This is a genomic window from Gordonia sp. YY1, from assembly GCF_009872315.1.
Taxonomy (GTDB): Bacteria; Actinomycetota; Actinomycetes; order Mycobacteriales; family Mycobacteriaceae; genus Gordonia; species Gordonia amicalis.
This window is the reverse complement of sequence record NZ_WXYI01000017.1, coordinates 42,017-59,769: the sequence shown is the minus strand read 5'-3', so window position 1 is coordinate 59,769 and position 17,753 is coordinate 42,017. Positions and strand designations below refer to the sequence as shown.

Here is a 17,753-nt window from a genome sequence, read left to right as displayed (position 1 = left end):
GCTGATTGTCGGGGCCGTTCGTCACCGTGGGTCGCACCACGCCGGGCGGCGTGGGCCTCGCGTTCTGCGAGGTGGTTTCGACACATCGGAGTCGCTCATGAAAGTCCTGACCGCCACCGCATCCGGTGCCACCCGGCACGATGACTTCTGCCACGCCGTCGAAGGCGAGATCGTGCTGCCGTCGTGGGTGGTGTGCGATTCCCGGACCTGCGGATGCGACCGCGCGTTCGGCGGACTCAACTCCCACCGGGCCACCACGACGATCATGGTCCGCGATCTGGAACTGACCGTCGAGGACCTCACGACAGCCACCTTTGGATATCTCGAGTCCGCGGGATGGGCGGAACTGCTGAGGGCCGACGCAGACGCCGGCGATTCGACCGATCCGGTCGCGGCATACGCCTTGGAGCTCCTGGTGCCGACGCTGGTGCTGGCTGCGCAGCTCGATCCCGGGACCATCATCCGGGTCGCCTACAACCGCCGAGCCGACGCGTGGGAGTACGCCCTGGCGAGCTGATCGTCCGGACTTCTCGCCGGCCGAGTCTGCTTCGGTGATGCGACTTCGATCGAGGTCGCATCACCGATGCGGAGTCGCATGGACTCAGTCCTGGTGATCGGAGGTCACCGCGAGCTCCTTCGCGGCGTCGAACTCGGTACGCAGCGCCTCCAGTCGGGCGTCGGCGAACTCGAGGGAGTCCGATCCCAACAACTGATGAAGTGGCGCGCTGCCCTCGACGGCGACGGTGATGATCGCCGACGCGGCGCGGCCCGGAGCGCCGAGCTGGGTGCCGGGCATCGCCTGGTGCGCCTGGGTCATCTCGCGGATGGCGGGGTAGGCGTCGACCGTGGACTCCGGCAGGCCCAGCGACGTGGGGCGCAGGAAGTCGGTCCGCATGTAGCCGGGTTCGATCAGGTTGACGGCGATGTCGAAGTCCGAGACCTCGGCGGCCAGCGACTCGGTCAGCCCCTCCAGCGCGAACTTGCCGGCGCAGTACAGGCCCCAACCGGGGAACGTCGTCAGGCCCAGGATCGACGACACGTTGATGATGTGGCCGCGGCGGCGTGCCCGCATCTGCGGGAGCGCGGCACGTAGTACGTTCCAGACCCCGAAGATCTGGACGTCGAACATCTCGCGGGCCTCGGCGTCGGTCACTTCCTCGACCGCGGCGAGGAAGCCGTAGCCCGCGTTGTTCACGACCACGTCGATGCCGCCGAAGCGTTCCTCGGTGGCCGCGACCGCGGCCTTGACGTCGGCCTCGTCCGCGAGCGAGACCTCCAGCGGGAGAAGACGGCTCGTGTCGACATCGGCCAGGGCCCCGGTCAGCCGACCGGCGGAGCGGGTGGTGGCCGCGACGTTGTCGCCGCGCTGCAGCAGCTGGGTGACCAGCTCCAGGCCGAGGCCGCGCGAGGCGCCGGTGACGAACCAGGTTGCCGGACGATCGGTGGGGTAGCTCATGATTGTCTCCTGTGGGGTCGCGGTCCGTCAGTCGAACCGGTGACACCAGAATCCCGCGCCGAAAGGCACTGTGGGAAGGCATAACTGACCATTCCGGACCCAGGATCGGCCAACCTAGGACTGCAAGACCCAGGCACGGCCCACCTCGGACGCGCATGATGGTGGTCATGACCGATCTGAATCGAGAACTCGCGGACTTCCTCCGCCGTGCTCGTGCCGGGCGCGACCCTCAGGAGGCCGGACTCCCCGACGACGGGCGGGTCCGGCGCGTCAAGGGTTTGCGGCGCGAAGAGGTGGCCCTGCTGGCCGGGGTGTCCACCGACTACTACACGAGGCTGGAACAGGGGCGGCGCATCGTGCCGTCGACGCAGGTCAGCGACGCGATCTCGCAGGCGCTCGGGCTCGACGACGTGGGCCGCACCCATCTGCACGACCTCGTCTCGTCGACGCGGGCGCCGCGGGCGGCGGCCCGATCCCGGTCGGCGGCGCAGCGCGTCCGCCCCGCACTTCGCCGGCTCCTCGATTCGCTCGACGCACATCCCGCGCTGGTCCTCGGCCGCCGGACCGAGGTGTTGGCGGCCAACCGGATGGCGTGCGCGTTGTTCGCCGACTTCGAACGCATGCCCGGACGTGAACGGAACTATGCACGCTGGATACTGCTCTCCGACGACGCGCGCTACCTGTTCGTCGACTGGGAGTTGCAGGCCCGCAACGCCGTCGAGAGTCTTCGCCTCGAAGCCGGACGGTCACCGGAGGATCGCGACGTCGTCGAACTGGTCGGGGAGTTGTCGGTGTCGAGCCCGGAGTTCCGGCAGTGGTGGTCGGAGCATCAGGTCCATCAGCGCACCTTCGGTTCCAAGCGGTTGGTGCACCCGGTCGTCGGCGAACTCACCGTCGACTACGAGACCTTCGTGTTGCCCGGCGACAGCGACCAGGCGCTGTATCTCTACACGACGGAGCCGGAATCGCCGTCCCGTCAGGCGATCTCGATCCTTGCGAGCTGGAGTCAGCCGGCGCGGGAACCGGAGTCCGAACCGTCCGAGGGATGAAGGGAACTCGCCGGGACCCGCCCGCTGAAGCACATCAGCACCTCACGGATCGGCGCTTCGACGACCCGCCCCGACCCGGCCACGAAGTCGACGTCGGTGGCCACAAAACGTAGACCCCGATTGTGGCGACGGGCGAAGAAGGGAAATGTCATGTCCCAGATCTCCTGTGCCGCGGCTGCTGCGGCGTCGACCGGCATCGGACGATCGATCCCGAGCGGAACGGTGATGTCCTGGCCGTGCAGCAGGGAGTCGATGAGGGGTGCTCGCTCGTTGGTCCCGAACGGATGGCGACGTGACCCGACCATCGCACGCAGTTTCTGCGCCGCTTCGGGTGGGGTCGTCCGGTCGCGGATCGCCATGTTGCGGATCATCGTGTTGAAGCGGAAGCCGTATCGGATGGCTTCGGGGATCACCTGACGCGCGTCGGCGTGCGATTGCGTGAGGTGCACCGCGACGTCGCGCACGGTCCAGCCTGCGCACAGGGACGGCGTGCCGAGCTGCTCGTCGGAGAGGGATTCGATCAGTGCGGCCAGGTCGATTCGCTGTTCGTCGACGTGGTTCCAGAGAGTGTCACTGTCCATGACGTGCTCCCGTTACGAATTGGTCAGGATGCCTGACCATATTAGTCAGGGTTCCGTACTAAAGTCAATGGCATGACCGACGAACGGCCGGCCCTCGGCGTCCTGATGTTCGTGGCCCACCGGTCCATCGAACGGCGGGTGATGGCGCGTCTCGCCGACGCCGGGGCCGACGACATCACCCTCGCGCAGAGTCGGGTGGTGCAGAGGCTCGCACCCGAGCCGATGCGCCTGACAGATCTTGCCGAACAGGCGGGCGTCACCAAGCAGACCGCCGGTGGCATCGTCGATCAGCTCGAGGCCGCGGGGTACCTGATGCGGGTGCCGGATCCGTCGGATCGTCGGGCACGGCTGGTGACCCTCAGCGACCGCGGCGTCGAGTTGTGTGAGATCGCCGCGCGGGAGGTCGACGCCATCGAGCTGGAGTGGCGAGATCAGCTGGGCGCCGACGACTATGCGGCGCTGGAGAGATCGCTGATCCGCCTGCGGGAGATCACCGATCCCTACCGGTGAGTCCTCTCGACCGGCTGGCGCAGGATCGTACGGAGCTTCGCCGGTGCCACCTTGCGGAAGTCGCTGAAGTAGATCTCATGGTGGTGCCCACTCATGCGTAGGTCATTGGCGGGGATGAACTCCTCGTGCATGCGATTCAGGACGGGTGCCTCGTCGTCGAAGGAACCGAGGTGCAGGGTCTGTACGCAGAGTCCCTCGTCGAGGGTCGCGGTGCGAAGGTCGTCGAGCCGGGGCGGTGGCTTCTTCGTGCCGACCGTCTCGATCACCGAGGCGATCATGTCGTCGGTCAGCCACGACGGAACCATGATCATGAGTGTCCAGCTCCACCTGGTTTTGTCGCGCGCCCCGGTGAACAACTCCATGTCGTCGGCCCACCATCGGCCTTCAAGGGGCGGCACCACATAGTCGCGACCGAGTCCGCGGCTGCTGGCGAACTTGAGCTTGTAGGCGACCGGATACAGGGTCTCGATCGCAGCGGCGAAGTCGGGGGAGTCGTTGGGGTCGCCCTGGCCGTCGATCATCAGGTATCGCATGGAGGGGACTTCGAGGATGCGGAACTCGCCGCGTCTGGCCTGATAGGAGTCGAGTGTCTTCTTGAAGTCGACCTTGTCGCTCACAGGGTTCCGCTCCGGTTGTCGGCTAGGAGGTGATGGCTCGCCGTTCATAGGTGCGCAGGGCGAGTCCGTAGGATACCGCGCCGATGCCCAGGCTCCAGGCAATTGCCGCGATCACGCTGCCGGTGGGAACCGTTGCGGCGGTGAGAGCTCCACGGAGGACCTCGATGACCGGGGTGAACGGCTGGTACTCGGCGAATTGCTTGACCCCGACGGGCAAGGAGTCGGCGGGAACGAAACCGGTGCTGAGAAACGGCATGATCGTCAGGAACATCGGCGAGTTGCTGGCGGTCTCCACGGTGTCCGCGGCGAGGCCCAGGTAGATCGCCAGCCAGATCAGGGCGACCGAGAACATGACCGTGATACCCAGTGCGCCAAGCCATCCGAGGGGGTCCACGGTGGGGCGGAAGCCGAGGGCGATCGCCACCGCGAGGACGATCGCGATGCTGAACAAGGCTTGGATGAGGCTGGCGAGGACATGCCCGACGAGCACGGAGGATCGTCCGATGTCCATGGTGCGGAACCGGTTGATGATCCCCGATGTCATGTCCATCGCGACCACGATCGCCGATCCCTGCACCGCGGACGCGATCGTCACGAGGATGATGCCGGGAATGACGTAGTCGAGGTACGCGGCGCGGCCGGTGGCTCCGGTGGATGTGGTCATCCCGGCGCCGAGCTGGCCGCCGAAGACGAAGACGAACAGCAGCAGGAACACGACCGGCAGGCCGACCAGCATGATGGTCAACGACGGGTACTTGACGAGCCGTCGGAGATTGCGGCGCAGCATGACCCGCGAGTCGGTCACGGTGTAGGTCAACGCGGTCATGACGCGGCTCCCGAGGTGTTGCTGTCGTTCTCGACGGCGTCCGCCGGTGCCGACCCGGTGAGGGCGAAGAACACGTCGTCGAGGGTTGCGGTGTGGACGTGGACGTCGGCCACCTCGACGTCGGCGGCGTCGAGGAGGTTGAGCGTCGTGCGGATGGTGGAAACGGTGTCGTCGGTGGCGATGTCGAGCCGACGGGACTCGACGATCGGCCGGGCGGAGGGGAGCAGCCGCCCGGCGGAGTCGAAGGCGTCGTCGTCGGCGAACGTGAGGCGCACCTCGGAATCGTGCACCCGTTTCTTCAGTTCCGCCGCGGTGCCCTCGGCGACGATGTGACCGTGGTCGAGCACCGCGATGCGGTCGGCGAGCTGGTCGGCCTCCTCGAGGTACTGGGTGGTGAGGAAGATCGTGACCCCGCCGGCGGCGAGGCCGGTGATGATGTCCCACAGCACCCGTCGGCTGCGCGGGTCGAGTCCGGTCGTCGGCTCGTCGAGGAAGATGACGCGCGGTGTGGAGACGAGCGTCATCGCCAGGTCGAGGCGGCGACGCATACCGCCGGAATAGGTCGACACCGCACGGTCCGCAGCGCCCACGAGATCGAACTGTTCGAGCAGATCGTCCGCACGACGTCGACCAGCGGCGCGTCCGAGGTGGCGGAGATCGGCCATCAGGGTCAGATTCTCGCGGCCGCTGAACAGGTCGTCGATGGCGACATACTGGCCGGTGACGCCGATCATCGAGCGCACCGCGCGGGCCGCTGCCACGGTGTCGTGGCCGTCGATGGTCACGGTGCCGGAATCGGCCGGGAACAGCGTCGAGGCGATGCTCACCGTGGTCGTCTTGCCCGAACCGTTGGGGCCGAGCAGCGCGGTCACCGACCCGGCCGGGACGGTCAGGTCGATACCATCCAGAACCTTTTGCTCGCCATAGCTTTTCGTGAGTCCGCGGATGCAGATCTCGGCGCCCGCGGTGCGGCTGAGGGTCATGCGCTCGGCCCTTCTGACGGAGAAGCGGGGATCTCGCCGGCCGCGATCAACACCTCGCGTTCCTTTTGCCACTCGGCGTACAACGCCGGGATCCGATTGGTGAGGAACTCGGTGAACGCCGCGATCTCGCTGAGGACCGCGCGACGCTCCGGAGGTGCGTCGCGAAGGACGTCGAGTCCCTCTCGTGCGAGTGCCCCCAGTTCTTCGTATTCGGCATTGTCCATCCCGAGGCCACGTGCCGAGGTGATGTCGATCGAGATGCGGTCCATCCGTTCCCCGGCGGTGCGCGTCCGCATCACCTGGCCCACGGATTCCAGCGTGGCGATGGCGTTGGCGATCGCCGAGCGGCTCGCGAGCAGGGCGTCGCTCAGCTCGGCGATCGTCGGGGCAGGCGAATCGCACACCGCCAGATAACCGAGGACGCGTCCGACCATCGGCGGGTAGCTGTAACGACGCGCGCAGAATCGCGCCATGTGATCGGCGAACGTCAGTTGCGCGTCGAGTGCCATACGTCACAGTGTGCGCGCATGACTGAGATGACACAAATCTGTGTCATCTGATCGCCCTTTTCTGAGGAATCGGTCTGTCGGACTTCATTTCGACGTAGCGACTTCGATCGAGGTCGCAACGTCGAAACGAGGTCTGGAAGTGGAAGTGCCAATTTTCGCGTAACCCGTTGCCGCACAACCCCTGGTCACCCCGTCTGTGGATGGACATCTGTTCTTGTCGGTGATCGGGTCTACATTGGGGTTACCGACGCCCCGAGTGATCACCGGGGACGACGCCCCCTCCACCAACCGGCTTGCCAACAAGCACGCACGCCGGCGGGCAGAACGTGCCCGCAACAAGATGCAGAGCCTCACCGACCAGGCAGACCCGCCGCCGTTCTGACGGGTCACGTGTCCTGCGTCGTCGCGCGTGAGTCGTCGAACTCGAGCTCAGCTGTCCTGCGCGTCCAGCTTCGCCGCGACGTCGGCGGGGAAGCCGCCAGAGGCGATCGGGCCCCATCGTGTCGGGGTGATGCGGATCAGCGACTTGCCCTGCATGCGCATCGCGGCACGGTACTCGTCCCAGTCCGGATGTTCGCCAGAGATGCTGCGGAAGTAGTCGACGAGGGCGTCCTCGGCCTCGGGCATGTCCAGGACCTCCGCGTCTCCGTCGACCTGGACCCAGGCGCCGTTGAACTCGTCGGACAGCACGACGACGCTCGCCACCGGGGTGGAGCGGAGGTTCGTCGCCTTCGCGCGACCCGGATAGGTCGAGATCACGATGCGGCCGTCGGCATCGACGCCGCCGGTCACCGGCGACAGCTGCGGGCTGCCGTTCGATCGGACGGTGCTCAGGATCATCTTGTGACGGGGCCGGATGAAGTCCAGCAGTCCGGCACGGTCGACGGCATCGGCTTTCGCAACGGTTCTGGCCATGCCGACGACCTTACGCCGACGTCTACGTCGGCAGTGCGGCGATCAACCCGGCGAGGATCGCCGACACCGGTGGTTCCTGCTTGCCGTCGACGGTGATGTCGTCGTCACTGTTCACCAGGATGATGATGGTCGTGTCGGAATCGTAGTTGTGGAACAGCGACGAGTTGAAGCCCGGGAAATCGCCGTCGTGGCCCCACCAGCCGTCCCGGTCGCCGATACCGATGCCATACCCGGCGGTGGCGGTGTTCGGCGGCGGAGACGTGAGGATCGAGTCGCGACGCAACTGCTGGGTGGACGGGTTGAGCACCGCCCGACCGGTGAAGAGGGCATCGCCCCAGCGCTGCAGATCGTCGAGGGTCGAGATCACCGCGCCCGCGGTGAAGGCGAAGGACGGATTCCAGTCGGTGGAGTCGACGGTCTTTCCGGCCGGCTGACCCTGGCTGGTCACGCCGTCGACGTGGGGATCGGGAATGTCGACGGATCCGCCCGGCCAGGACGAGTCGTCCATGCCCAGCGGGCCGAAGATCCGTTCGTCGAAGACGTCGCGGATCGGTTGCCGCAGGACCCTCTCGATGAGGAGCCCCAGCAGCACGTAGTTGGTGTTCGAGTACTGCCAGCCGTCCCCGGGCGCGAAGGCCGGTGGCAACGTCTTCGAGGCGTCGACGAGTTCGGTTGGCGCCCAGTCATATCCGGGATCGGAGAAGAATCTCTGCGTGAAGGTGTCGGACAGGGTGTACGACGGGATGCCACTGGTCATGTCTGCGACCTGACGAACGGTGGCGTTCCCGTTCGGGGCGTCGGGGATGTACTTGCTGATCGGATCATCGAGCGAGACCCGCGCGTCCTGGACGAGTTGCAGCAGGATCGTCGCGGTCATCGTCTTGGTGAGCGAACCGATACGGGTGTGATCGGACGCGGTGATCGGCCGATCCCGTCCCTTGACAGCCGTGCCGGCCGTTCCCGTCCAGATACCCGACGGTGAGATGACGCGAGCGATGACGCCGGGGAAGCCGCCGGCGGACTGGAGGTCGTCGAGCACCTTCTGGAACGCGGCGCTGCTCTCGGCCGACACAGATGAGGGGGTGCCCGACCCGTCGGAAGCCGTCTGGGACGGCGAGCAGGCGGCGAGGCCGAGCACCGCTATCACGCCGAACACCAGGACTCGTAGGACAGCGGGGCGCACGGGCCGACGGATCATCCCGTGATGATCGCTCGCCGACGACTGGAACAGCCAGTCCATCTCGGTATCTGGCGCAGAATTCGCGCTGTCCGGTTTACCTCAGACCCGATGCGCGAAGAGAGCCGCCACCGGATAGATGTCGAGTGCGGTGGCGACCTTGGCCTCGATGGCCCGTTGCCGCTGCATCGTCCCGAAACCGCCGGCGGTGGGCCGGTCGGGGATCGTGTCTCCCGAATCGACGACACTCCAGGACGATCCGGCCTCGACGAGGGAACGGTGCTTGATCGAGTAGTAGACCCGCATCGGCACGACCGCGACGCCCGGGTCCCCGGCGGCAGCCGCCATCAGGTGGGGGTGGAATCGCGTGCTGATCCAGGTGTTGCCCTGCCCTGCGGGCAGCCCCTCGAGCCAGACGTCACGAAAACTGAGGATGCGTGCGCCGTCGAGTCGGGACCCGAGACGGAACGGGACCTCGTAGTCGTGTCCCGGGATTCCCTCGACGACGGTGACCCCCGTTCCCGGTACCTCCCAGGCGTCGAGGGTGTCGTGCACGAACCCGGCGAGCGCCTCCGCGCCGGTTCCGTGTGAGCCGGTGAACTTCTCGGTGAGGTCCGATTGCAGGCACAGCACCACACCGTGACCGTGACCCGGTGCGTCGGCGGCCGTCTCGTCGCGGTAGATCGCCGGTTGCGGACGGTTGAGTGCGAGCCAGGCGTCGTCCCCGGAGTTCCGCACGCCCACGACCCCATCGAGCGCCTGCGCCGACGGCGTGTCACGCACATCGACGATGTCGAAGGTGCCCAGCGCCGTGGCCAGGGCGGTCCACGCAGGTTCGGCGACGGTGGGCACCAGTCCCTGCCCGGTGGCCACGGCCCTCGCTCCCGATCTGCCCGATACCGCGGCGGCCCCCACGAACAGCGAAACATGATGCGGCCACACGGTGTTCACGTATCCGCCGCCGAGCAGGTGGATGGTGGTCGCCGTGTGGAGGAGGTCGATACCGGCGCTCAGCCGCGGTGCCAGGCCGGAGTCGAGGACAGCCCGGCCGACCCACGCCCACGGGGCGTCGGGTTCGATGCCGGCGGCGTGGTTCGTGAGTTGCCAGAGCGTGTCGACGACGCGCAGGTTCGGGTGCGCGTCGCCCATCAAGGCGGTCGCCGGCCCGGGGTTGTGGCAGTCCAGGATCACCGTCGCGTGGGGACGGATGCGCGTGAGGTGGCGCAGCCAGGTGCGCGCGATGAGTTCGTCGCCGTAGTTGGGGTATCCGGTCGGTGCGATCAGGTAGATGACCTCGCCGGAGCCCAGGGCGCGTCCGACGTAGGACTCAGCGGCTCGGCGTCGTGTCGATGCCCCCACGCGGCTCGCCAGCCCGCGAAGTCGCGGCACCTGCCCCCATTCCCTCATGGTGAGAGATTACGGCGGCGGGGCGGCGGCGCGACTCGGCGCTTCGCGAGAGGCGATCCCGGTTCACGCGAATGTGGCGCGGAGGTACGCGAGGACCGCGGCGGTGTCGTCGAGCGGGCCGCGGTAACCGAGATAGCCATCCGGGCGGATGACGAAGGCCGTCGAACCGTCCGGCCGATATCCGGCGGCGAAGAGGCCTTCGGTGTCGCGGAGCAAGGGCAGGTCGGTGCTGCCGACCTGCGCGGTCGGTGCCGCCACCACGTGTACGGTCATGTGCCCGCGTGCCGCCGCGGTGATCTCCGCGGCCAGGCCTTCGAGCACGGCGACGTCCTCGGCACCCGAGGTCGCGTCGGCGTACAACACGAGCGAGTGGTCGACGCCGCCCAGCAAGGAGAACAGCCGGAGCGGGTGATTCACCGATTCGCGACCGAGTCCTGCGGCGTCCGGAGCCCGTTCCCCTGCCCGCGGTGCCGACGGCGTGCTGGGGACCGTCGAACCCGCGGTGATCGGGCTGTCGGCGTAGGAGATCAGCAACTGGGCTTCGCGGCGCGTCACGAAGTCGACGTCGGTGGAATCGGTGCCGATGCCCTCCCGAGCGTCGCGGACGGTACGGCCGACGACCTCCTCACCGACCGGTCGTCGTTCCAGGTCATAGCTGTCGAGCAGGCCGGGTGCCGCGACGCCATCGACGGCCAGCGCCAGCTTCCACGCGAGGTTGTGGGCGTCCTGCACACCGGTGTTCATTCCCTGAGCGCCGGTGGGCGGATGGATGTGCGCGGCATCGCCGGCCACGAACACCCTTCCGCGACCGTAGGAATCGACGATCCGATGGCTGATGCGGAACACCGACGACCAGCGCATGTCCGACACGGTGGCGGGTTCGGGCGACAACCGGTCGACGACGGCCTGGATGTGGGACAGCTCGGGCGTGCGGGTGCCCTCGAAACCATGCGCGACACCGTCCCCGCCGGAGGTCTCGCCGATCGCGAGTTCGTCGGGCACGAGCATCGACATGCGATACCGTCCGCGGCCCGGTAGCGGGATGCACACCAGCAGGTCGTCGGTTGTGCCGTCGTCGGCCTGATGCATCGCGCGGATCGCGTAACCACGGGGCATCGACCAGTCCACGGCCACGTCGCCCAGCATGTACTGCTCGGCAAATGCACCGCCCTCGAAGCTCAGACCGAGACCCTTGCGAACCGTGCTGTGCGCGCCGTCGGCGCCGATCAGATATGACGCGCGGACCTGGGTCTCGCCACCGTCCGCCTCGGCCAGCGTGACGGTGACGCCGTCGACGTCCTGCTCGAACGCCGACACCCGCACGCCGCGTTCGATCTCGGCATCGAGGTCGGTGAGCCGGTCTCGCAGGACGCGCTCGGTGGCATATTGCGGCAGCAGGTGGAAGCGAAAGGGAACATCGTCCGGCGTGGACAGGTCGATCCGTGACACCTCAGAACCATTGACGAACACCAACTGCCCGCGCATCTCCATACCCGCGTCCAGGATCGGCTCGAGCACCCCGATGCCCTCGAACACCTCGAGGGTCCGTGGCTGAATCCCAACGGCCTTCGCGTAGTGGGGAGGGTCGAGAAGGGGGTCGACGATCCGGACCCGGACCCCTCGCCGGCGGAGTTCGATGGCAGCGGTCAGACCGATCGGGCCCGCGCCCGCGACCAGTACGTCTACGTCATTCACACCGAACCCCTTTCGTCGGTCGGCGAGTGCCGACACTCGCAGGCATTATTCGCCGTGCGGCCGAACTCGGGCGTGGGACTGGGAAAACGCGGCACACCTTCGATTCTCGGCACTGCATTGTCGGATGTCCGGCACCGCGGGCCGACCGGGATCAGCGCGGGATCGACGACGGTCCGAGGGTCTCGGCCCCCAGCGCGGTGACCCGCGCGCGGAGTTCGCGGTCGGCGGTGACGACCACTCGACGACGGTCGGGGTGCCGGCCCACGACGTCGACGATCATGTCGTCGCCGACCGCCGGCGCCTCCACCACCGTGACCCCGGGGACCGATGCGATCCCCCGAGCCCTGCCCTCGACGACGAGCATGATCGCGAGCGGACCGGTCAACGCCTCGATACCCGGGGCAGCGAGTTCAGCGAGACGATCCCGCAACCGCTCCGCCGCACCCCGACGGTCTCGCCACCATCCGTCCGGCACCGATCCGACGACATTCGCACCGTCCACGACGAGCAGCGGGATGTCGAGGTGCGACGGCGTCGGGTCGGTCATGACCCCATCAGTCCACGGATCGGCGTGGTTGCGCAACCCCCGTCGGCCGACTGCCCGGGTGTCAGACGATGTCGCCGTGGCAGAACCTGTCGTGCGGGTCGAGCGTCGCCTTGATCTCCAGGAGCCGACGACGGTGCTCGACGCTGTAGGACTCCGCGGCGCGGCCGGCGCGTTCGGCTCCCGACGTGAAGTTCAGGTACGTCGCACCCGTGACATAGGGCGCGAGCTCGGTGCGGGTGACGCGCAGCGTCGATTCGACGGCCAGCGCCACATGGGGATCGGGGACGATCGAGATGAGTTCGAGGAGGAACCGTCCGGAGCGTGCCCGATCGTTCGCCGCCCGGGCGGCTCCGCGCGCGATTGCGCCGCCGGCGTGGCGGATCTCGGCGGAGACGATGAGCGGTGCCGAACCCGGTGCCGGCCGGCTGCGTCCGGCGATGACGTCGATCGCCTCGTCCTGCAGGTCGTCGAACCATTCGGTGGTGACCATGACCGGCATCGGTTCGGTGGGGTCCATGCTGATCGCGTCCGCTGCCGCGAACGGCATCTCGTCCCACAGGTCGACGAGGGGTGTCCGCCAGTCCCGCCACTCGTCGACGATCGCGCGGCCGGCGGCGGTGTCACCGGACCAGCAGCCACGCAACACCGCAAAACTGCCGCCGCGCAACGGTTCCGGAACGTCGTCGGTGGGGGGGAGATTCAGGATGGTGACCGCCGAGGTCAGTTCCTCGCGCTGGGCCGGTGCCCAGTCCCGGAACCGGCGCATGATCTCCTCGGCCTCGGCGACCGGGTAGAACAGGTTGCCCGCGTACACGGTCGCGACGTCGGCGAGGGCGATCTCCATCGAGGTGACGACGCCGAGGCTGCCGGCTCCACCGCCCTTCAGCGCCCAGAAGATGTGCGGGAAACTCGCGTCGCTGACGCGGATCGGGGTGCCGTCGGGGGTCACGAGATCGAAGGCGCGCACTGCGTCCGACCCCAGACCGAAGCGGCGTCCGAGCCAGCCGAAACCGCCGCCGAGGGTGTAGCCGACCGCGCCGACGATGCTCGCCGAACCCATCAGGGGTGCGAGTCCGTACGGGACCGCGGCGTCGAGGACCATCTTCCAGGTGGCGCCGGCGGCGACCCGGGCGGTCCGCGCGATGGGGTCGACGGCCACCGACGTGAGGCGGGACGTGTTGATGAGGAGACCGCCGTCGGCCGGTACGCCGGTCCCGTGACCGGTTGCCTGGACCGTGACCCGCAGATCTTCCTCGGCGGCGAACCGCACGGCTTCGACCACGTCGAAGTGGTTGGCCGGGATCGCGATCACCGATGGTCGGTGGATGACGAGCCGGTTGAAGCCGGCGCGGGCCTCGCGGAAACCCGCATCTCCGGGGCCGAGTACCTCGCCGGCGATCCGGTGGCGCAACTGTGCGAGCACCGAGGTGCGGGTGCGGACGATCAACCGTTCGGGTCGGCCGGTCGGTGAGGTGGGTGTCGGGGTCATTCGGTGAGTCCTCGGGTGTGGCCGGCTCGGCCGGCGCGGGCGTTCTCTGGTCTCCGGTCGGCCCGGATTCGCAGACCAGATTTCCCGACGGGGCTTGGAGGCGACTTGAGGCGGACTTGGGCCTCACGCCGACGAGGACACGCCCCACTCTGCGGCGAGCGCGTCGATCCGCCCGACCAGGGCTTGTGCCTCTTGGACCATCGCGACGTCCCGAGCGCGTCCGAGCGTCGCGCCGAACACCGATGCCGGCCGCCCGTTGGCGTACTCGTAGCGGGCGCGGACGAGAAGACGGTGCGCGTCCCCGTAGCGCTCGCCGGTCCGCTCGGCGAAGTCGTCTGCCTGGTCCAGGAGGGCGGCCGCGTCGGTCAGCTTGCCCGCGGTGACCAGTACCTCGGCGTGCAATCCGAGCCAGAATCCCTCACCGGTGCGCGGAGGGTCCGCACTGCCGGGTTCGCCGGTTGCGGGTCCGCCGGTGTCCAGCTGATCGATTCGGACCAGGGCGTCGTCGAGATCACCGGTCATCGCGCGCGCCCACCAGTACATGCGTTCGCCGCCGCGACGCAGATATGCGAGCGGACCCGGACCCTCGGAGTCGATGATCTGTCCGGCGTCGAGCGCCCACTCCGCGTCACCGATCATCGCCGCCGCGCCGACCGCGAAGATCGCCGTACCCAACCGCGATCTGGGATCCGGGCGGGCATCGGACATGGTCGCGAACAGGCCGCGGCCGGTATCACCGCCGACGTGGATCGTCGCCGCCCAGATCCGGAAGCCGCGTGCCATCGTCAGTTGGTCGTCGCGGAGCCCGTCGACGTCATCGAGGGGACCGTAGGTGTCCAGGATGCGATGAGCCGCACCGAAATTGCCGCGCGTGAACTCGTCGATCCCGGCCACCTGCATGCCGAGGTGAACGACCACGGCGTCGTCCGACCGTTCGGCACGCGCACGTAGGTCGTTCGCGAGCCGGTGCCCCGTGCGTACGTCGGCGACCTGGATGTGCGCGGCGCAACGTGCGTAGTCGAGGGCGGCCAGCAGTCGCCGGTCGTCGAGTGCGGTCGCCAGTGTGCGGGCGCGTTCCTGGAGGTCGGGGTCGGCGGCGAAGTACCCGTGAGTGGAGACCTCACCCGCGAGCTGGGTGGCGATCGCCCGCAGTTCGGCCTGCTGATCCCCGGTGGCCCGCGCCAGCGTCGACGCATCGCCGAAATGGCGTTTCGCGCCGTCGAAATCGTAGGTGCGCAGAGCGATGTCGCCCGCCGTCAGAAGGGCGCTGGTCGTGCGCTCACGGTCGGCGAGGGGACCTGCCGACCACAGGTGGCGAGCGACCCGGGTGACCGCGTGCGGTGACGAATTGCCGGCCAGGGCGTCGGCGATGGCCAGGTGGATGCGTCGGGCGCGCATCGAGGGGATCGCGTCGGCGATCGCCTCACGGATGATGTCGTGGCTGAAACTGAATCCGAACGGATCGTCGGGTCCGAGATCGATGACCCCGGCGGCGGAGGCGGCTTCGAGGGTGTCGAGCGCGTGGTCGACCGGCCGTCCGGCTGCGGTCGCGAGCAACACCAGATCCACCCGGGTGCCGATGAGCGCCGCGATGTCGAGGAGTTCGGTTGTCTCCGTGGACAGTCCGAGCAGCCTTTGACGCACCACGTCGCGCACGCCGGACGGCACGGCGTTACCCGCGATCGACCCCTGGGCGGCGAGGATGCGGGCCAGTTCGCGGACGAAGAAAGCGTTACCGCCGGTGCGCCGCTCGATCGAGCTCACCGTAGCGACCTCCGGCCACTGCTGGGTCTCGCGGCGGATCAGCTCGGAGATGTCGTCTCCGCGGAGTGGACCGACCTGGATACGGCGGTGTTCGGGCAGCCGGGCCAACGTCGCCAGTGTCGAGGCGACGACCGGCCGGTGGGTCGGCGACCGCAGGGAGGCGAAGAACGTGACGCCCGGGGTCCTTCGAGAAGTCATGTGCGCGAAGAGTTCCAGTGAGGCACCGTCTGCCCACTGGAGGTCGTCGAGGACGATGATCAGCTTCGAGGTCTCGGCGACGCCGTCGAGGAGATCGGCGGCCTGATCGTAGAACTGGAAACGTGCTGCGGCGTCGGGCATCTGGCGCGGTGGCGGGATGACGTTGACGCCCTCGGTGACCATACGGCCGAGTGAGCTGTCCAGGAGCCGCTCACGGTCGGCCGGATCGAGCTGGGGGAGGACCGTGCCGAGGATCTGGACCCACGGCCACATCGACGGTGCCGCGGGATCGTCCACGCACCGACCCCACAGCACCCGCAGGTCGGCGGCACCGGCCGCACGACGGCCGGCTTCGTCGATCAGGGCCGTCTTGCCCGCTCCGGGTTCGCCTTCCACCACGACGACCCCACCGTGTCCGGTCATCGAGGCGAGTACGGCGCGGTGCAGCGCGGCCAGTTCGTCGGTGCGCCCGACGAGCGATGGCGCATCGTCCGCGGGGTCGAGGGGATCGGCTTCGGGCGTCCGATTCTCCGCGTCGTCGCTCGCCGGATGCTCGACGACGCCGCTGCCGGCTCGCTCGCTCATGGTGATCGCCGCGCGCGGTGCGGTCGGCGCGTCGAGATGTGGGGCGTGGTCGAGGATGTCGCGTTCCAGTTCGCGGAGTCTCGGTCCGGGGTCGACGCCGATCTCGTCGGCGAGGATGCGGCGCGCATTGGCGATCGCCCCGAGGGCATCGGACTGCCGCCCGAGTCGGTACAGCGCGGTGGCGAGCAGGACCCAGAGGCCTTCGTCGAGCGGCGATCGTTCGACGGCGCTGTCGAGTTCGGTGACCAGGAGCCGATGGTCCCCGGCAGCCATCCGCGCCTCGAAAGACATCTCCCGCGCCGCGCCGAGCATGCGGTCGAGATGATCGGCGGCCTCGTCGCGGAACGCCAGCCCCTCGAATTCCGGGAGAAGGGGACGGTAGGAGTCGAGGACCTCCTGCAGGATCGGGGCCGCGGCGGCGGTGTCGCCGTGCTGCATCAGGGTCCGCGCCGAGGTCAGGTCGGTGGTCAGACGCCGCAGGTCGACCTGTTCAGGCTCCGTCGGGAGGCTGTAGCCGGTGCCGTGGGTGAGCAGCACGGTCGAGGGACTGCGCGGTTTGCGGTCGGGTTCGAGGGCCTTGCGGAGCCCCGAGATGTAAGACTGCAGGGACACTTCGGCACGGTCGGGCGGCGAGTCGCCCCAGATTCCCTCGATCAGCCGATCTGCACGCAGCGGCGCGCCCTCCGCCAGCACGAGCTGCGCGAGTGTGGCACGTTGCTTGCGGGTGCCGAGTTCGACGGGATCGGAACCGATCTGAGCACCGAGCCCGCCCAAGACCGTGTACGAGAGTCCGAGCATCAGCGTGAGTGTAATGGTCTGGACACCTCTGGCGCGGGGTTGTCGGTCTCGAAGGCCGGCCGTTTAGCCTCGGGGGATGGGATTCACCAGGGCCGAACTCCTCGAATACCGGGACCGCACCGTCGAGGACCTGGTCGGTGACGGTTGCCGGTTACTGTTCGTCGGCATCAACCCGGGACTGTGGACCGCCGCCACCGGAGCTCACTTCGCGCGGCCCGGAAATCGCTTCTACCCGGCACTGGCACGCGCCGGGATCGTCGACCGGGTGATCGACGCGTCGCGCGGCATGTCCGAGGCCGACGCCGAACTGCTGACCAGACGGGGGATCGGCATCACCAACGTCGTTGCCCGGGCCACCGCAACCGCCGCAGAACTCACGGTCGACGAGTTGCGGGACGGTGGTCGTCGGCTTCGGGCGCGCGTGCGGGAGATCGGGCCCCGGGTGGTGGCGGTCGCCGGGATCACCGCCTATCGCAGTGCCTTCGGGCGGCGAGACGCGGTGACCGGCCGCCAGGAAGAGACCTGGGACGGGGCGCAGCTCTGGGTGGTTCCGAACCCCAGCGGACTCAATGCGCACGAGACCGTCGACTCGCTGGCCGCTGCGTACCGGGAGGCGGCGGTCGCGGCCGGCGTGGTGTGAGCAGAGC

At 68.3% G+C, this 17,753-nt stretch carries 17 protein-coding genes; 4 read left to right on the top strand and 13 right to left on the bottom strand.

Annotated features, from left to right (window positions below; genetic code table 11):
* Positions 1-97 precede the first annotated feature (97 nt).
* Positions 98-517 (top strand): DUF7715 family protein, encoded by a 420-nt coding sequence (locus BPODLACK_RS19010; protein ID WP_024497447.1) that lies wholly within the window; start codon positions 98-100, stop codon positions 515-517.
* Positions 518-601: 84 nt separating this feature from the next.
* Here BPODLACK_RS19010 and BPODLACK_RS19005 read toward each other — a convergent pair whose 3' ends face one another.
* Positions 602-1,456: an SDR family NAD(P)-dependent oxidoreductase gene (locus tag BPODLACK_RS19005; RefSeq protein ID WP_159405967.1), complete on the bottom strand. Its 855-nt coding sequence runs from the start codon at positions 1,454-1,456 to the stop codon at positions 602-604.
* A gap of 167 nt (positions 1,457-1,623) precedes the next feature.
* On the opposite strand from BPODLACK_RS19005, the gene BPODLACK_RS19000 reads away from it, so the two are divergent.
* Positions 1,624-2,505, top strand: a complete 882-nt coding sequence (locus BPODLACK_RS19000; protein ID WP_159405966.1) for a helix-turn-helix domain-containing protein — start codon at positions 1,624-1,626, stop codon at positions 2,503-2,505.
* On the opposite strand, the gene BPODLACK_RS18995 is transcribed toward BPODLACK_RS19000, so the two are convergent.
* Positions 2,463-3,086, bottom strand: a complete 624-nt coding sequence (locus BPODLACK_RS18995; RefSeq protein ID WP_024497450.1) for a maleylpyruvate isomerase family mycothiol-dependent enzyme — start codon at positions 3,084-3,086, stop codon at positions 2,463-2,465. The genes BPODLACK_RS19000 and BPODLACK_RS18995 overlap by 43 nt on opposite strands.
* Positions 3,087-3,158: 72 nt before the next feature.
* Here BPODLACK_RS18995 and BPODLACK_RS18990 point away from each other — a divergent pair, with 72 nt between their 5' ends.
* The gene (locus BPODLACK_RS18990; protein ID WP_159405965.1) at positions 3,159-3,596 is read left to right on the top strand and encodes a MarR family winged helix-turn-helix transcriptional regulator; all 438 of its coding nucleotides are present in this window, start codon (positions 3,159-3,161) and stop codon (positions 3,594-3,596) included.
* Here the strand turns inward: BPODLACK_RS18990 and BPODLACK_RS18985 are convergent.
* The 11 genes from BPODLACK_RS18985 to BPODLACK_RS18935 all read right to left on the bottom strand — a co-directional run bounded on the left by BPODLACK_RS18985 (position 3,587) and on the right by BPODLACK_RS18935 (position 17,106).
* Positions 3,587-4,213, bottom strand: a complete 627-nt coding sequence (locus BPODLACK_RS18985; RefSeq protein ID WP_024497452.1) for a GyrI-like domain-containing protein — start codon at positions 4,211-4,213, stop codon at positions 3,587-3,589. The genes BPODLACK_RS18990 and BPODLACK_RS18985 overlap by 10 nt on opposite strands.
* Before the next feature lie 22 nt (positions 4,214-4,235).
* The gene (locus tag BPODLACK_RS18980; protein ID WP_159405964.1) at positions 4,236-5,039 is read right to left on the bottom strand and encodes an ABC transporter permease; all 804 of its coding nucleotides are present in this window, start codon (positions 5,037-5,039) and stop codon (positions 4,236-4,238) included.
* Positions 5,036-6,022, bottom strand: coding sequence for a daunorubicin resistance protein DrrA family ABC transporter ATP-binding protein (locus BPODLACK_RS18975; RefSeq protein WP_024497454.1), 987 nt, complete (start codon positions 6,020-6,022; stop codon positions 5,036-5,038). Before BPODLACK_RS18975 ends, BPODLACK_RS18980 begins: the two co-directional genes overlap by 4 nt.
* Positions 6,019-6,531, bottom strand: a complete 513-nt coding sequence (locus tag BPODLACK_RS18970; RefSeq protein ID WP_024497455.1) for a GbsR/MarR family transcriptional regulator — start codon at positions 6,529-6,531, stop codon at positions 6,019-6,021. The genes BPODLACK_RS18975 and BPODLACK_RS18970 overlap by 4 nt, the downstream gene beginning before the upstream one ends.
* Positions 6,532-6,960: 429 nt before the next feature.
* Positions 6,961-7,446: a PPOX class F420-dependent oxidoreductase gene (locus tag BPODLACK_RS18965; RefSeq protein WP_024497456.1), complete on the bottom strand. Its 486-nt coding sequence runs from the start codon at positions 7,444-7,446 to the stop codon at positions 6,961-6,963.
* 22 nt (positions 7,447-7,468) lie between these two features.
* A complete protein-coding gene (locus BPODLACK_RS18960; protein ID WP_024497457.1) occupies positions 7,469-8,644 on the bottom strand; it encodes a serine hydrolase domain-containing protein in 1,176 nt (391 codons plus the stop codon).
* A gap of 81 nt (positions 8,645-8,725) precedes the next feature.
* Positions 8,726-10,030, bottom strand: coding sequence for a polysaccharide pyruvyl transferase family protein (locus BPODLACK_RS18955; RefSeq protein WP_024497458.1), 1,305 nt, complete (start codon positions 10,028-10,030; stop codon positions 8,726-8,728).
* Positions 10,031-10,093: 63 nt separating this feature from the next.
* A complete protein-coding gene (locus BPODLACK_RS18950) occupies positions 10,094-11,725 on the bottom strand; it encodes an FAD-dependent monooxygenase (RefSeq protein ID WP_024497459.1) in 1,632 nt (543 codons plus the stop codon).
* Between the two features lie 151 nt (positions 11,726-11,876).
* Positions 11,877-12,272 (bottom strand): hypothetical protein, encoded by a 396-nt coding sequence (locus tag BPODLACK_RS18945; RefSeq protein ID WP_024497460.1) that lies wholly within the window; start codon positions 12,270-12,272, stop codon positions 11,877-11,879.
* 61 nt (positions 12,273-12,333) lie between these two features.
* Positions 12,334-13,761 (bottom strand): FAD-binding oxidoreductase, encoded by a 1,428-nt coding sequence (locus BPODLACK_RS18940; protein WP_024497461.1) that lies wholly within the window; start codon positions 13,759-13,761, stop codon positions 12,334-12,336.
* A 123-nt stretch (positions 13,762-13,884) separates the two neighbouring features.
* Positions 13,885-17,106: a BTAD domain-containing putative transcriptional regulator gene (locus BPODLACK_RS18935; RefSeq protein WP_159405963.1), complete on the bottom strand. Its 3,222-nt coding sequence runs from the start codon at positions 17,104-17,106 to the stop codon at positions 13,885-13,887.
* 76 nt (positions 17,107-17,182) lie between these two features.
* Between BPODLACK_RS18935 and BPODLACK_RS18930 the strand changes: the two genes are divergently transcribed.
* Positions 17,183-17,746 carry a mismatch-specific DNA-glycosylase gene (locus BPODLACK_RS18930; RefSeq protein ID WP_024497463.1) on the top strand — a complete coding sequence of 188 codons (564 nt, stop codon included), beginning with the start codon at positions 17,183-17,185 and terminating at the stop codon, positions 17,744-17,746.
* Positions 17,747-17,753 lie beyond the last annotated feature (7 nt).